The 14,161-nt window shown below is 65.2% G+C and carries 15 protein-coding genes; 11 read left to right on the forward strand and 4 right to left on the reverse strand.

What is annotated here, in order from left to right; translation table 11 throughout:
• Window positions 1–16 precede the first annotated feature (16 nt).
• Window positions 17–1,624, forward strand: coding sequence for a GMC family oxidoreductase (locus tag AKL29_RS22185; protein WP_050385627.1), 1,608 nt, complete (start codon window positions 17–19; stop codon window positions 1,622–1,624).
• 319 nt (window positions 1,625–1,943) lie between these two features.
• Here the strand turns inward: AKL29_RS22185 and AKL29_RS22190 are convergent, their stop codons facing one another.
• Complete coding sequence (locus AKL29_RS22190; RefSeq protein WP_050385628.1) at window positions 1,944–2,705, reverse strand: SDR family NAD(P)-dependent oxidoreductase; 762 nt, start codon at window positions 2,703–2,705, stop codon at window positions 1,944–1,946.
• 109 nt (window positions 2,706–2,814) lie between these two features.
• Here AKL29_RS22190 and AKL29_RS22195 point away from each other — a divergent pair, with 109 nt between their 5' ends.
• From AKL29_RS22195 to AKL29_RS22205, 3 genes are all read left to right on the forward strand, one after another.
• Window positions 2,815–3,330, forward strand: coding sequence for a CvpA family protein (locus AKL29_RS22195; RefSeq protein ID WP_050385629.1), 516 nt, complete (start codon window positions 2,815–2,817; stop codon window positions 3,328–3,330).
• Window positions 3,331–3,479: 149 nt separating this feature from the next.
• Window positions 3,480–4,262 carry an SDR family oxidoreductase gene (locus AKL29_RS22200; protein WP_050385630.1) on the forward strand — a complete coding sequence of 261 codons (783 nt, stop codon included), beginning with the start codon at window positions 3,480–3,482 and terminating at the stop codon, window positions 4,260–4,262.
• Between the two features lie 166 nt (window positions 4,263–4,428).
• Entirely contained in the window at window positions 4,429–5,418 is a 990-nt protein-coding gene (locus tag AKL29_RS22205) for an NADPH:quinone reductase (protein ID WP_050385631.1), read from the forward strand.
• Window positions 5,419–5,656: 238 nt separating this feature from the next.
• Here the strand turns inward: AKL29_RS22205 and AKL29_RS22215 are convergent, their stop codons facing one another.
• Window positions 5,657–6,070 (reverse strand): DUF3775 domain-containing protein, encoded by a 414-nt coding sequence (locus tag AKL29_RS22215; RefSeq protein ID WP_028333553.1) that lies wholly within the window; start codon window positions 6,068–6,070, stop codon window positions 5,657–5,659.
• 118 nt (window positions 6,071–6,188) lie between these two features.
• Between AKL29_RS22215 and AKL29_RS22220 the strand changes: the two genes are divergently transcribed.
• The 5 genes from AKL29_RS22220 (at window position 6,189) to AKL29_RS22240 (ending at window position 10,931) form a co-directional block, all read left to right on the forward strand.
• On the forward strand, window positions 6,189–7,037 hold the full coding sequence (locus AKL29_RS22220) for an MBL fold metallo-hydrolase (protein WP_050385677.1): 849 nt from the start codon (window positions 6,189–6,191) through the stop codon (window positions 7,035–7,037).
• Between the two features lie 140 nt (window positions 7,038–7,177).
• The gene (locus AKL29_RS22225; RefSeq protein ID WP_050385678.1) at window positions 7,178–8,020 is read left to right on the forward strand and encodes a fumarylacetoacetate hydrolase family protein; all 843 of its coding nucleotides are present in this window, start codon (window positions 7,178–7,180) and stop codon (window positions 8,018–8,020) included.
• A 142-nt stretch (window positions 8,021–8,162) separates the two neighbouring features.
• Window positions 8,163–8,777 carry a glutathione S-transferase family protein gene (locus AKL29_RS22230; RefSeq protein WP_050385633.1) on the forward strand — a complete coding sequence of 205 codons (615 nt, stop codon included), beginning with the start codon at window positions 8,163–8,165 and terminating at the stop codon, window positions 8,775–8,777.
• A 21-nt stretch (window positions 8,778–8,798) separates the two neighbouring features.
• The gene (locus AKL29_RS22235) at window positions 8,799–9,989 is read left to right on the forward strand and encodes a serine hydrolase domain-containing protein (RefSeq protein ID WP_050385634.1); all 1,191 of its coding nucleotides are present in this window, start codon (window positions 8,799–8,801) and stop codon (window positions 9,987–9,989) included.
• 72 nt (window positions 9,990–10,061) lie between these two features.
• Window positions 10,062–10,931, forward strand: a complete 870-nt coding sequence (locus AKL29_RS22240) for an MBL fold metallo-hydrolase (RefSeq protein WP_050385635.1) — start codon at window positions 10,062–10,064, stop codon at window positions 10,929–10,931.
• A 209-nt stretch (window positions 10,932–11,140) separates the two neighbouring features.
• Here AKL29_RS22240 and AKL29_RS22245 read toward each other — a convergent pair whose 3' ends face one another.
• Window positions 11,141–11,683, reverse strand: coding sequence for a methylated-DNA--[protein]-cysteine S-methyltransferase (locus AKL29_RS22245; protein WP_050385636.1), 543 nt, complete (start codon window positions 11,681–11,683; stop codon window positions 11,141–11,143).
• A gap of 144 nt (window positions 11,684–11,827) precedes the next feature.
• Between AKL29_RS22245 and AKL29_RS22250 the strand changes: the two genes are divergently transcribed.
• Complete coding sequence (locus AKL29_RS22250; protein WP_050385637.1) at window positions 11,828–12,637, forward strand: alpha/beta fold hydrolase; 810 nt, start codon at window positions 11,828–11,830, stop codon at window positions 12,635–12,637.
• Window positions 12,638–12,684: 47 nt separating this feature from the next.
• On the opposite strand, the gene AKL29_RS22255 is transcribed toward AKL29_RS22250, so the two are convergent.
• Window positions 12,685–13,140, reverse strand: a complete 456-nt coding sequence (locus AKL29_RS22255) for a carboxymuconolactone decarboxylase family protein (RefSeq protein WP_050385679.1) — start codon at window positions 13,138–13,140, stop codon at window positions 12,685–12,687.
• A 110-nt stretch (window positions 13,141–13,250) separates the two neighbouring features.
• Between AKL29_RS22255 and AKL29_RS22260 the strand changes: the two genes are divergently transcribed.
• Window positions 13,251–14,117 carry a sigma-70 family RNA polymerase sigma factor gene (locus AKL29_RS22260; protein WP_050385638.1) on the forward strand — a complete coding sequence of 289 codons (867 nt, stop codon included), beginning with the start codon at window positions 13,251–13,253 and terminating at the stop codon, window positions 14,115–14,117.
• The last annotated feature ends 44 nt before the right edge of the window (window positions 14,118–14,161 follow it).

The following is a 14,161-nucleotide window of genomic DNA, read 5'->3' on the forward strand; positions in this document are numbered from 1 at the left end:
ATAAGGGGGAACATGCGTGACTGACACATTCGATTTTGTCGTGATAGGCGCGGGCTCCGGCGGCTGCGCGGTGGCGGGGCGGCTGTCGGAGGATCCCGCAACGTCGGTAGCGCTGCTCGATGCCGGCGGCACCAATGACAATTGGATCGTCACCACGCCCGGCGCGCTGGTGCTGATGGTCGCCGGCACTGTCAACAACTGGGCCTTCAACACCGTGCCGCAGAAAGGGCTCAACGGCCGCATCGGCTACCAGCCGCGCGGCAAGGGGCTCGGCGGCTCCTCGGCGATCAACGCCATGGTCTACATCCGCGGCCATCGCGCCGACTACGACCACTGGGCCGCGCTCGGCAATACCGGCTGGGCGTTCGCCGACGTGCTGCCCTATTTCAAGCGCTCGGAAGACAATTCCGATTTCGACGGCGAGTATCACGGCAAGGACGGCCCGCTCGCCGTCAACAAGCTGCGCTCCGGCAATCCGATCCAGCAGACCTTCCTGCAGGCGGCGCAGGAGGCCCAATTCCGCATCCGCGAGGATTTCAATGCCGAGGACCATGAGGGCCTTGGCATCTACCAGGTGACGCAACGCAACGGCGAGCGCTGGAGCGCGGCGCGCGCCTATGTGCATCCGCATATCGGCAGGCGTCCCAACCTGCACGTCGAGACCAATGCGCACGCGACGCGCATCCTGTTCGAGGGCAAGCGCGCGGTCGGCGTCGAATACCGGCAGGGCAAGGAGTTGAGGCAGCTCCGCGCGCGGCGCGAAGTCCTGCTTGCTGCCGGCGCGTTCCAGTCGCCGCAGCTGTTGATGCTGTCGGGCGTCGGCGATGCCGCGGCGCTCGGCAGGCACGGTCTCGCCAGCGTGCATCATCTGCCCGGTGTCGGCCAAAATCTGCAGGACCATCCGGACTTCATCTTCGGCTACATGTCGGACAATCCGAACTTCGCCGGCATCTCGCTGAAGGGCATGCCGCGGCTCGTCCGCGCCATCATGCAATATCGGCGCGAGCGCCGCGGTCCCCTCACCTCGAACTTCGCCGAATGCGGCGGCTTCCTGAAGACGCGGCCTGATCTCGACATCCCCGACATCCAGCTGCATTTCGGCATGGCGATGGTCGACGACCACGGCCGCAAGCGCCACGGCGGCACCGGCTTCTCCTGCCACGTCTGCCTGCTGCGGCCGAAGAGCCGCGGCAGCGTCGCGCTGGCCGGCAATGACCCGATGCAGGCGCCGCTGATCGACCCGAACTTCCTCGGCGAGGAAGACGATCTCGAATCGATGGTGGCGGGCTACAAGACCACACGGCGGCTGATGGAGGCGCCGGCGCTGCGCGCGCTGCAGCAGAAGGATGTCTTCACATCCAACGTCCGCACCGACGACGACATCCGCAGCATCCTGCGCGAGCGCGTCGACACCGTCTATCACCCGGTCGGCACCTGCAAGATGGGTACCGCCGATCCGCTCGCGGTGGTCGATCCAAAGCTGCGCGTGCACGGCCTCGAAGGCCTGCGCGTGGTCGACGCCTCGATCATGCCGACCCTGATCGGCGGCAACACCAACGCACCGACCATCATGATCGGCGAGAAGGCGGCCGACATGATCAGGGCGGAGATGCGGGCGGGGTGACCAAATGCGTAGGGTGGGCATGGCGCAAGAGCACCTTTGCCCGCCCCGCGAAACCGCCGTCGCAGGGCGGCCCTGCCAAAATATCGAAAACACCCCCATGCAAAGGAGCCGCGGGCTCCCGGCTTCGACCCGGCGACTTGACTCGTCGGGCAAAATCAGCGGCATTATTCTATTATCCAGAAACAGCGGCCGACGGCCCCCGGGCTGTGCTCGTGGCTTGATGCGTTGGAATCGTAGCCCGGATGGAGCGAAACGTAATCCGGGACCTTCACGCATGCTCCCCGGATTCGCTGCGCTTCATCCGGGCTACAAAGCCAGACTAGTTCAGCAAGAACCCGCCATCCACCGTCACCACCGTCCCGGTCATGTAGCGCGAAGCGTTGGAGGCGAGCAGCATGATCGCGCCGTCGAGGTCGGACTCGGCGCCGACCCGGCGCTGTGGAATCCGTTTTGCGAGCCGCTCGCCTGCCGGCGTCGACCAGAAATCATGGTTCATCTCGGTATCGATATAGCCCGGCGCCAGCGCGTTGACGCGGATGTTGTTGCCGGCGAGTTCCAGCGCCATCGCCTTGGTGCCCTGGATCATGCCGGCCTTGGAGATCGCATAGGGCGACACCGCCTTGAGCACGCCTTGTCCGAGCACGGACGCGACGTTGATGATATTGCCCGGCTGCTTGCGCGCCATCATGCGCCGCGCAAGTTCGGTCGCGAGGAAGTAGGCGCCCTTGAGATTGGCGCCAATCACCGCGTCCCAATCCGCCTCGGTCTGCTCGGTCGACAGCTTCTCGATCGCGATGCCGGCATTGTTGATCAGGACCGTGATCGGACCGAGCGCAGCCTCGGCGGCGTCGAGCGCTTTCGCGATGCCGGAAATATCCGCGACGTCCATCTGCACCGCAGCCGCGCGACCGCCCCTGGCCTTGATCTCCTCCTCGAGGCTTTTCAGCTTCGCGGTCTGGCGCGCGGCCAGCACCACCGCGGCGCCATGCGCCGCCAGCACGCGGGCGAATTGCCGCCCGAGTCCCTGCGAGGCGCCGGTGATGAGGATGATTTCTTTACTGACATCGAATAGGTCGGACATCGACAGGTTCCCGGATGAAGCGGACGAGTGATAGCGACAATTGTCCCTGATGTAAGCAGGCTTGATCAACCAGGGGACAGTAGGAGATTGGGGCAGGAATTCCTCATCCATGAACCTCTTCGACCTTGCCGTCATCCTCGGATTGGTGTTCGCGGTGGTGACCGGCTTCACGACCGGCCTGTTGCGCAGCGCGGTCACTATCCTGGCCTATCTCGTCGCCATGCCGCTTGCGGTCGCCGCGCTGGCGATGATCGGGCCCCACATCGCGACGCTGCCGTCGTCGCCGTTTCCGCCCAATGGCGTGCTGCTGTTCGGCCTCTTTCTCCTGATCGGCGTCATCCTCGGAAAGATGGCGCGGACGATGCTGGACGACACCATCGGCTCGGAGATCGGGATCGGCGACCGCCTCGGCGGCGCGCTGCTCGGCGCCATCAGGGTCGGTCTCGTCGTGACCACGCTGGTGCTGGTGTTCGATCAGCTGGTGCCGCTGGCGAAGCAGCCGCAATTCCTCAACGGATCGCAATTGCGGCCGTTGTTCTCCGCGGCCGGACAGGCCGGATTCCGCTCGCTGCCGCCCGAAGCCACCATGGCGATCGAGCGGCTGCGGCGCGAGCAACGCATCTAGCCTCCTGCCTTGCCGCAAGGTGCTCACCCGCTTGTTCCTGCCCGGCATGCACTTAATGCATTGCACGTCCCTTATCGGCGCCGCCGAGCTTCGCTAGACTGGTGCCATCAAACCTTTACAAACCTATCCGACATCACAGGGAGTGAACCGTGGATCTTGGAATCAAAGGCCGCCGCGCAATCGTCTGCGCATCGAGCAAGGGACTGGGCCGCGCCTGCGCGATCGCGCTCGCCAATGAGGGTGTGCATGTCACCCTGACGGCGCGCGGCGCCGAGGCGCTGAAGCAGACCGCCGACGAAATCCGCAAGGCCCACCCCGGCGTCACCGTCACCGAGATCGTCGGCGACATCACGACGGCGGCGGGACGCGAAGCCGTGCTCAAGGCCTGCCCCGATCCGGACATCCTGATCAACAATGCCGGCGGCCCGCCGCCGGGCGATTTCCGCAACTGGACCCGCGACGACTGGATCAAGGCGATCGACGCCAACATGCTGACGCCGATCGAGCTGATCAAGGCGACCGTCGACGGCATGATGGCGCGCAAGTTCGGCCGCATCGTCAACATCACTTCGGCCGCGGTGAAGGCACCGATCGAGATCCTCGGCCTGTCCAACGGCGCCCGCGCCGGTCTCACCGGCTTCGTCGCCGGCCTGTCGCGCAAGACCGTGATCAACAACGTCACCATCAACGGCCTGCTGCCGGGCCCGTTCGAGACCGACCGCCTGCGCGGCACCGCGAAGCCCGAGGCCGAGAAGCGCGGCATCTCGGCCGAGCAGGTCCTGGCCGAGCGCGCCAAGCTGAACCCCGCCGGCCGCTTCGGCGATCCCGACGAATTCGGTTATGCCTGCGCATTCCTGTGCGGCGCCAAGGCCGGCTTCATCACCGGGCAGAACCTGCTGCTCGATGGCGGCGCCTTCCCAGGTACGCTCTAGTGCCGCCGATTTGAAGCTCCTGCACTGTATGCGGCGAGACCGATTGGGAGCTTCAAATCGGTCAAGCGGCACTAGAGATTCATGAGTCTTCTAGCGCCCTCTTGCCTTCCGAAGTTCGCGCAAGAGGTCGCTGGACGAGTTCACGAACTTCGGAAAGGGGCGCTAGATGAAGGCGGTCTGGTACGAACGGACCGGCGCGGCGCCGACGGTGCTCACCGTCGGCGAGATGCCGACGCCCGAGGCCGGCCCAGGTGAAGTCCGGGTTCGCCTCGAGGCGTCCGGCGTCAACCCGGCCGATGTCGGCCGCCGCAGCGGCAACTATCGCGCGATGGAATTTCCGCGCGTGATCCCGAACAGCGACGGCGCCGGGATCATCGACCAGGTCGGCGAAGGCGTCACCCGCTTTGCGGTCGGTGATCGCGTCTGGCTGTTCAACGGCCAGCGCAATGGCCGCGCCTTCGGCACCGCGGCCGAATACATCACGCTGGCCGACTATCTGGTGACGCCGCTGCCGCAGGACGTGTCGTTCGCGGCCGGCGCGACGCTCGGCATCCCCTGCATGACGGCGTGGTGCGCGCTGTTTGCGGACGGCCCGATCTCGGGGCAGACGGTGCTGGTTACCGGCGGCGCCGGCGCGGTCGGTCACTACGCCGTGCAATTGGCGAAATGGGGCGGCGCGCGCGTGATTGCGACTGTCAGTTCGCAGGTCAAGGACGTCGAGGCGCGGCTCGCCGGCGCCGACACCGTCGTCAACTACCGGACCGAGGATGTTGTCTCGAAGGTGATGGCCTTCACCGAGAACCGCGGTGTCGACCGCGTGATCGACGTCGATTTCGGCGGCAATCTCGCGACCACGCTGAAGATCATGGCGATGAACTCGACGATCGCAGTCTACGCCACCAACGGCAACCGCACGCCGACGCTGCCGGTGCGCGAATTGATGGAGAAATGCATCACCGTGCGCTCGCTGGTGCTGTTCGCGCTGCCGCCGCCGCTGCTCGCGGCCGCGCAGGCCGACATCACCCAATGGCTGGCGTCGGGCACCCGCGTGCACAATATCGCCGGGCAATTCGCGCTCGCCGAGACCGCCGACGCCCATCTCGCCGTCGAGAAGGGCGACAAGATCGGCACCGTGATCGTCGACTGCGCGCGTTAAGCTTCTGCCTCTCCCCGCACGCGGTAGGGCAATCGCATATGGCCGTTTGAGGCAATCGGAGTTCCCACAAACTCGTCATGCCCGGGCTTGTCCCGGGCATCCACGTCTTCGTCTCCACGCAAAGAAAAGACGTAGATGGCCGGGACAAGCCCGGCCATGACGGCGCGGAAGAATCGGTTCATTCCAAATGCGATTGCCCTGCCGCACGCGGGCGAGGTCAGATGAACAATGCAGCTCCTCAGTGGATCGGCGTGATGCGCTCGTCGCTCGGCCCCAGGCCAAACTCGTCCAGTCCTTCGGCCAGGAGATCGCCGAGCATCGGTTCGCCCAACAGATAGTTGGCGACATGGCCGGTGCGTCCGCGCGCGGCCTCGCGGCGGAGATCGGCCCATTCCTCGATCGTGCCGTCGCCGCGGCCGAGCCGCATCAGGGCGATGAGGTCGACCTGCTCGTCCTCGCTGAGCGCGTCGATGAAGCCGGTGATCTCGCGCGCCACCGGATCCCTGCCGTTATCCTCCAGCACATCGATCATGTCGTCGTCGGCGCCGTTCGAGCCGGAGTCGGGATCGACGAGCCCCTCCTTGACGTCGAATTCGCGCGCCTTCTCGATCAAGAAGCCGACCTTTTCAGGGGAGATTGCGAGTTCCGGCATTGCACACTCCTTCGTCCAACGAGGCGGTAACGCAGGAGGCGCCGACTTGATCCATTGCGCCGGCGTGCGGAAACCCGCATGGTCCGGCAAGAGCAACAAGAAACAGAGGGCACGCCGCATGCACTGGACCGTAGGCAAGGTCAGGATCACCAAAGTCGTCGAGCTCGAGACCGTCGGCAGCACCCGCTTCATCCTGCCGCTGGCCGGCCGGGAGGAGATCCAGAGCTTGCCCTGGCTGATCCCGCATTTCGCCAATGAGGAGGGCCGGCTGAAAATGTCGATCCATTCGTTGCTGGTGGAGACGCCGGAGCACCGCATCATCGTCGACACCGTGCTCGGCAACGACAAGCAGGGCCGCAATGTGCCGACCTGGAACAACCGCAGCGATCCGTTCCTCGAGAAGCTGACCGCCGCCGGATTTGCGCCCGACAGCATCGACACCGTGCTGTGCACGCATCTGCATGTCGACCATGTCGGCTGGAACACCAAGCTCGTCGGCGGCAAATGGGTGCCGACCTTCGCCAACGCGCGCTACGTGTTCGGCAAGACCGAATACGAGCACTGGCGCGACCATAGCGACGATCCCGCGCATGCCGCCGTGTTCGCCGATTCCGTGAAGCCGATCGCGGATGCCGGCAAGGCCGAGTTGGTGCCGAGCGACCACCGGCTGACCGAGGAGATCACGCTGATCCCGACGCCGGGACACAGCCCCGGCCATATGAGCATCCACATCAGGTCCGGCGGCGAGGAGGGCCTCCTGACCGGCGATGTCGCGCATCATCCCTGCCAGATGTACCACCTCGACTGGTCATCGACCGCGGACTCCGACCAGAAGCAATCGGCCGCGACGCGGCGCGAATTGTTCTCGCGCTTTGCCAATACGCCGACGCTGGTGATCGGCGGGCATTTCAATGCCGGCCACATCAAGCGCGATGGCGACGCCTTCAGGTTCGTTGCGCTGGGCTGATCGGACCGAAATGGCCTTGAAATAAGGCTTGGCAGCAATGCAGCGCGCTCATGGCGGTTGAATTTCCCGGCGCGCTGTTCCATGAAGCGTGTCGAGGTATACCAGTAACAATCCTCAGGACATCGTAGGGAGTGATCAACATGAAGCTTGTTCGTTATGGCGAAAAGGGTGCGGAAAAGCCCGGTCTGATCGACAAATCCGGCCAGCTCCGCGACCTCTCGGCCCATCTGAAGGACCTGACCGGCGACGCCTACACGCCGGAGTCGCTGAAGAAGCTTGCTGCCCTCGATCCCGCCTCCCTCCCCGCCGTCGCCGGCAAGCCGCGCTTCGGTGCCCCCGTCACCGGCATCTCCAAATTCGTCGCGATCGGCCTGAACTATTCCGACCACGCCAAGGAAACCGGCAATCCGATCCCGTCCGAGCCGATCTTCTTCCTCAAGGCCAACACCGCGCTGTCAGGCCCGAACGACGCGGTCGAGAAGCCGCGCGGCTCGACCAAGCTCGACTGGGAAGTCGAGATCGCCGCCATCATCGGCACCCGCGCCAAGTATGTCTCGGAGGCCGACGCGCTGAACCACGTCGCCGGCTACTGCATCTGCAACGACGTCTCCGAGCGCAACTTCCAGATCGAGCGCCTCGGACAGTGGACCAAGGGCAAGTCGCACGACACGTTCGGCCCGGTCGGCCCGTGGCTCGCCACCAAGGATGAAATCGCCGACGTGCAGAAGCTGTCGATGTGGCTCGACGTCAACGGCCAGCGCCGCCAGACCGGCACGACCTCGACCATGATCTTCACGATGGCGAAGTGCATCTCCTACGTCTCGCAGTTCATGACGCTGCTGCCCGGCGACATCGTCACGACAGGCACCCCGCCCGGCGTCGGCACCGGCATGAAGCCGCCGCAATATCTCAATGTCGGCGACGTCGTGACGCTCGGCATCGAAGGCCTCGGCGAGCAGCGCCAGGAAATCGTTGGGGCGTAAGCGCCCACGCTGTTCCTGAATTCGTCATGCCCGGGCTTGCCCCGGGCATCCACGTCTTAGGTCGTCCACAGAGGCAAAGACATGGATGGCCGGGTCAAGCCCGGCCATGACAGAGGAAAGAGCTTTCGCAAGGAATTCCCCAATGAAACTCACCTTCTCTCCCGCCTCCCCGTTCGCCCGCAAGGTGCGCATTGCGGCGATCGAGCTTGGCCTGATCGACAATATCGAGCTGGTGCCGGCGACCGTCGCGCCCGGCACGGCCAACGACGAATATTCCAAGATCTCGCCGCTGAAGAAACTGCCGGTGCTGATCCTCGACCATGGCGACGTCATCCTCGATTCCTATGTCATCGTCGAATATCTCAACGAGCTCGGCGGCGGCCGGCTGATCCCGGGCTACGGCCCGCGGCGCTGGAAGCTGAAGACCGATCACTCCCTGCTCAACGGCATGCTCGATTCCATGCTGCTGTGCCGCTACGAGAAGATGGTGCGGCCGCAGGGCTCGCTGTGGCAGGCCTGGCACGACGATCACTGGAACAGGGCCTGGGCCGGCATGGCGCGGTTCGAGAACCGGCCGGATGTTCTCGATGGCTCGTCGTTCGACATCGCGCAGATCGGCCTCGTGTGCGTGCTCGGCTATGCCGATTTCCGCTTCGCCGATTGCGGCTGGCGCAGGGCCTATCCCAAGCTCGACGCCTTCTACCAGAAAATGCTGGAGCGGCCGTCGGTGAAGATCTCGGCGCCGCCAGCGGCGTAACCACGGCAGGAGGGAAGCAAAATGCGCGATCGCTTCCCCCTCTTTCATATCTTCGGCGCGAGCCTTGTGCTCGCGTTGACCGTCCTGGGCACTGATGTGAGGGCCGACGGCATGGCGCTTGGACAGCAGAACCAGCCTTGTGGATCGCCGGCCGCGCTCGACGACGGCTGGACGATTGCCACGCCCGACAGCGTCGGCATGGACGGCGAACGGCTTTGCGGCATCGCCGCGCGGCTCGGCTTGCGCAGCAGCGAGGTGCATTCCGTTGTCGTGGCGCGCCACGGCAAGCTAGTGTTCGAGCGTTATTTTGCCGGCATCGACCAGCCATGGGGGCAGCCGGAGGGGCGCATCGAATTCACGCCGACGACCAAGCACGACATGCGTTCGGCGTCGAAAAGCGTGACGTCGCTGCTGGTCGGCATCGCGATCGACCGCAAGCTGATCGCGAATGCCAATGAGCCCGTGCTGAAGTTCTTCCCCGAACATCAGCCGGCAAAGTCAGCCGGATGGGACGCCATCACGCTGCGCCATCTCTTGACGATGTCGTCAGGCATCAAATGGGACGAGACGCTGCCCTGGAACGATCCTGCCAACGACGAGCCGCACCTTGCCTTCGATGCCGATCCGATCGGCTATGTCCTCGGCAAGCCGATCGCCGCGCCGCCGGACACGCTGTGGACCTATAATGGCGGCGGCACGGATCTGCTCGGCAACATCGTCGAGCAGGTCTACGGCAAGCCGCTTGAAGCGTTCGCACGCGAGGCGCTGTTCCAGCCGCTCGGCATCACCGATCTCGAGTGGAAGACCTACAAGAACGGCAAGATCGCGGCCGCTTCCGGGCTCAGGCTCCGGCCACGCGACGCCGCGAAAATCGGCCAGCTCGTGCTCGATCACGGTCAATGGAAAGGGCAGCAGATCATCTCGGCCGACTGGATCGCCCAATCGATCGCGCCGCGATTCCAGGCCGTCGGTTATTTCGGCGGCACGCTGTTCTACGGCTATCAATGGTGGATGGGACGATCCCTGGCCGAAGGCAAGGAGATAAAATGGATCGGCGCCTTCGGCTGGGGCGGCCAGCGCATCATCGTCATTCCCGATCTCGACCTAGTGATGATGACGACGGCAGCCCAGTACGGCCAGCCGAAGGAAGGCCTTGCGGCGATGGATATCCTCGCCAACATCATCATTCCCGCCGTGCGCGACGCGCACTAGAACGTTCCTACGCGTTTCTTCACGCGAACCGGACTCCACTTCGCTCGAAAACGCCAACGCCAAGGAATCACCATGAGCCTGAAGTTTACCGCCGGCGATCTCACCATTCATCGCATTGTCGAGCAGGAGACCACATTCCTGCCCGCGCACGACATGCTGCCCGGGCTGACGCCGGACGTGCTCGCCGAGAACCGCGGCTGGATGAAAGCGACGGGTGCGCTCGACGACAGCGACACCTTGATCCTGGCGTTCCAGTCCTATGTCGTGAAGACACCGCACCATACCATCCTGATCGACAGCTGCATCGGCAACGACAAGCCGCGGCCGGCGCGGCCGAAATGGAACATGAAGACCGACGAGACCTATTTGCGCAGCCTCGCTTCGGCAGGCTTCTCCGTCGGTGACATCGACTATGTGATGTGCACGCATCTGCATGTCGATCATGTCGGCTGGAACACGCGGCTGGAGAACGGCCGCTGGGTTCCGACCTTTCCAAATGCGCGCTACGTGTTCGACAAGGCCGAGTTCGACTACTGGACCGAGAGCAACGCGAAGGCGGAGGTCCCGCCTTTCGTGGACAGCGTGCTGCCGGTGGTCGAGGCCAAGCGGACGGAGATCGTCGGCCATGATTTTGCGATCGGCGACCACGCCCGCATCCTGCCGACGCCCGGCCACACGCCGGGCCACGTCGCCTTCGCCTTCGGACGCGGCAAGGACACTGCGGTATTTTCGGGCGATCTGATGCACTCGCCGATCCAGACGCACTATCCGGAGCTGTCGGCAAAGTTCGATGTCGACCAGGCGCAAGCCGCGAAGACGCGTCGCGGTTTCCTGGAGCGTTATTGCGACACCGACACGCTGTGCTGCCCCGCGCATTTCCCCTCGCCGTCGATTGGCAAGATCAGGCGGAAGGGCAACGGGTTTGTGTGCGAGACGGTGTGAGGTAAACTGAACTCGCGACAGACGCTCTCTGCCACCCTCCCCTGGAGGGGGAAGGTCGGCTCACAGCGAACGAAGTGAGATGTGAGGCGGGGCGGGGTGATCTCTCCATACGGGCATCACCCGATACGAGAGACCTTCACCCCACCTCGGTTCGCATTTCATGCGAACCGATCCTCCCCCTCCAGGGGAGGATAAGAGCGTGCCCCGCCCTAATCGAACAGGCTCGGCGTGTGGTTCACGATCGCGCCTTCGATCTGCAGCATCTTCAGCTTGGTGACGACGCCGCCATTGGCCGAGAAGCCGCCCGGCTTGTTGCCCGCCGCCAGCACGCGGTGGCAAGGCACCACGATCGGGCACGGGTTGCGGCCGAGCGCCTGGCCGACGTCGCGCGACAGCTCGACGCCGCCGAGCTGCTTGGCGATGTCGCCATAGGTCATGGTCTTGCCCGGCGGGATCTTCCGCGCGATATCGTAGACGCCGCGGTTGAATTCCGGCACGCCGTCGAGATCGAGCACGATGTCGGCAAGGTCGTTCGGCTTGCCGGCGAGGAGCTCGATCATACCGTCGATCGCGTGCTGCACCTCAGCCGGTGGGGCCGCCTCGGTGACCTCGCCGCTGCGCTGGAATATCCGCTTGCGGGTCTTCTCCTCAGTGCCCATCGGCAGCTGCACGCCAGTGACGCCGTGCTCGCCCCAGACGACGCCGCAGGCGCCGATCATGGTTTCGAAGATTGCAAAATGCTGGCCGGTCATGGCTCGCTCCAGATGTTCCCTTCAGCTCTCGCGTGAGCTTGCTGTTGATCCGGAATCTAGGCTTGGAGAATGTTGCTATCCACCCGAATTCCGTGGGAACTTCGGCCAAATCAACAACATCTCCTGCCTCTCCGCGAGCCCAAAATGCACAGCCTCCACGTCAACGGTTTCGACATGCCCTATCTCGATGTCGGAGCGGGCCCGCCGCTGGTCTGCGTGCACGGCTCGCTGTGCGACTTCCGGATCTGGTCGGCGGTGCTCGGCCCGCTGACCCGCCGGCACCGCGTGATCGCGGTCAGCCTGCGGCATTTCTTCCCGGCGCATTGGGACGGCGTCGGCGACACCTATTCGATCGCGCAGCACGTCGACGACGTGATCGCCTTTATCGAAAAATTCGACACCAGACCGGTCGACCTGATGGGGCATTCCCGCGGCGGCCATATCTGCTTCCGCGCCGCGCAGCGGCGGCCCGACCTGTTGCGCAAGCTGATCCTTGCCGAGCCGGGCGGCGAGCTTGACGAGACCCTCGATCCCGATTTCAAGCCGGGCCCCTCGCCGCTGGCGGCACGCTTCGCGGCATGCGCGGCGGAAATCGCCAAGGGCGATATCGACGGCGGCTTGCAGATCTTCATGGACGCGCTCGAAGGCCCCGGCGCGTGGAAGCGGATTCCGGCAACCTCCAAGCAGCTGTTGCGCGACAATGCGACCACGCTGATCGGCCAGACCCGCGACCAGCGCCCGCCATTCTCGAAGGCGGACGCGGAAGCGATCAAGACACCGACGCTGTTCGTCGGCGGCGCCAACACCAAGGGCGTGCTGCCGAAGGTGCTGCACGCGCTCGCCGCAAACGTGAAGGGCGCGCGCACCGAGATGATCCCGGGCACCACGCATCCGATGTTCGAGCAAGCCCCGCAGCGCTACTGCGAGGTCGTGCTGGAGTTTCTGGCGCGCTAGCGGTGCCGTTTCTTCACCTCGCCCCGCTTGCGGGGAGAGGGAGAAGGTCACACCTTCCAGGCGCCGACCGGCTGGCGCACCGCGACGTTCAGCCGGTTCCAGACGTTGATCGCCGCGATGCCGAGCACCAGCGACGCGAGCTGCTGTTCGTCAAAGTGCTTGGCAGCCTCGTCCCACACCGCGTCCGTCACCGGATCCTCGCGGTCGCTGAGCCGGGTCACCGCTTCGGTCAGCGCCAGCGCGGCGCGCTCGGCCTCGCTGAAATACGGCGCGTCGCGCCAGGCGCCGACCGCGAACAGCCGCTCGTCGGTCTCGCCGGCGCGCCGGGCGAGCTTCGGGTGCATGTCGACGCAGACGCTGCAGCCGTTGATCTGGCTGGCGCGCAGATGCACCAGTTCCAGCAGCTTTTCCGGCAATGCCTGTTTGGTGCTCTCGCTCAGCGCCTGCAGCGCCTTCATGGCCTCGGGAACAACCATCACCGGGTGGTTCATGCGGGCTTTCATCATGTCGCTCTCCTGATTTGCCTTTTGACGGCGCCGCGCCGATCTGTTGTCACATCGGCACAGTTTCGTTCGTCATGGCCATGACGGAGCGGACAAAGGGAATGTGACCGATGGACGAGAAGCAATTTCTGGCCGAGCAGTTCGAGGCCAACCGGCCGCGCTTGCGGGCCGTGGCCTATCGCATGCTGGGCTCGACCGCCGAAGTCGACGATGCCGTGCAGGAAACCTGGCTGCGGCTCGGCCGCACCGACGCTGCTGCGGTCGACAATCTCGGCGGCTGGCTGACCACGGTGGTCGCGCGCATCTGTCTCGACATGCTGCGCTCGCGCAAATCGCGCCGCGAGGAGCCGATCGGCCCGCATGTGCCGGAGCCGATCGCGGACAATCCGTCCGAGCGCGAGACCGATATGGCCGATTCCGTCGGCGCCGCGCTGCTCGTGGTGCTGGAAACGCTGGCGCCGGCCGAGCGGCTGGCTTTCGTGCTGCACGACATGTTCGCGGTGCCGTTCGAGGAGATCGCGCCGATCGTCGGCCGTACGCCGGCCGCCGCGCGGCAGCTCGCCAGCCGTGCCAGGCGTCGCGTGCAGGGCACGCCGCCCGCACCGGATGCCGATCTCAGCCGGCAGCGCGGCATCGTCGAGGCCTTCCTCGCCGCATCCCGCAACGGCGATTTCGAAGGGCTGCTGGCGGTGCTGGCGCCCGACGTCGTGGTGCGCGCCGATCAGGCTGCGCAGCGGCTAGGCTCGCTGCCGGTCATCCGCGGCGCCGCAGCGGTTGCCGAAAGCTTCAAGGGGCGCGCGCAGGCGGCGAAAGCCGCGCTGGTCGACGGCGGGATCGGCGTTGCCGTCACCTTCGGCGGCGCGCTGCGCATCGTGCTGCGGGTCACGATCTCAGGCGACCGGATCGCGGCGATCGACGCGACCGCCGACGCCTCGCAGATCGAGACCTTCGATGTCGAGGTGCTTGAGCGCGGCTGACGCGGCTGGAGACAGACAAATCGCGATGCTAGTGTCTCCCTGCA

This window comes from Bradyrhizobium pachyrhizi, assembly GCF_001189245.1.
GTDB classification, from domain to species: Bacteria; Pseudomonadota; Alphaproteobacteria; order Rhizobiales; family Xanthobacteraceae; genus Bradyrhizobium; species Bradyrhizobium pachyrhizi.